Below are 784 nucleotides of genomic sequence, written 5' to 3'. Positions count from 1 at the left end.
GGCTGTGAATACCGGCGCTACACTGGAAGAGATGGTGATGTCGATGCTTACCGGAGTCGCACACTCTCCTGCTGCCGGTGTATAGATATAGGTAGTTGTTCCAACGGTCGCAGTATTGATCACCGCCGGGCTCCAGCTGCCGTTCACGCCATTGAGTGAAGTAGCTGGTAAGGCAGGTGCAATAGCATTCTGACAGATGGCGCCGATCGGATCAAAGGTTGGTGTTACCAGATCTGTGATCGTGATGTCGATTGTCGTCGGCACACTGCAGCTTGCTGCATCCGGAGTAAAGGTGTAGGTAGTGGTTCCAACAGCTGTTGTGCTGATCGTCGCCGGGCTCCAGGTACCATTGATGCCGTTGTTGGATGAAGCAGGCAGTGTTGGTGCCGGACTGTTCAGACAGAGCGGTCCGATTGCAGTGAATACCGGTGTTACACTGGAAGAGATGGTGATGTCGACGCTTACCGGAGCCGCACACTCTCCTGCTGCCGGCGTAAAGGTGTAGGTAGCTGTTCCGACAGTGGCCGTATTGATCGTTGCCGGGCTCCAGGTGCCATTCACCCCGTTGAGTGAAGTTGCAGGTAAGACAGGTGCTGTTGCATTCTGACAAATCGCACCGATCGGATCGAAAGTTGGTGTAATGAGGTCAACAACTGTAATGTCGATGCTGGTCGGCACGCCGCAGCTTGCTGCATCCGGAGTAAAGGTGTAGGTCGTTGTACCAACGGTTGCAGTACTGATGGTAGCCGGGCTCCAGGTGCCATTGACGCCGTTGTTGGATGAC

General features: G+C 54.7%; 1 pseudogene. It reads right to left on the bottom strand.

The features are described 5' to 3' along the window. Positions 1-784 (bottom strand): annotated as a pseudogene (locus FPE01S_RS26040) (gliding motility-associated C-terminal domain-containing protein); the annotation flags it as partial.

Origin of the sequence: Flavihumibacter petaseus NBRC 106054, assembly GCF_000974785.1 — a bacterium.
Classification (GTDB): domain Bacteria; phylum Bacteroidota; class Bacteroidia; order Chitinophagales; family Chitinophagaceae; genus Flavihumibacter; species Flavihumibacter petaseus.
Note: the sequence above shows the minus strand (reverse complement) of the source record. Positions and strands in the feature narration are given on the sequence as shown.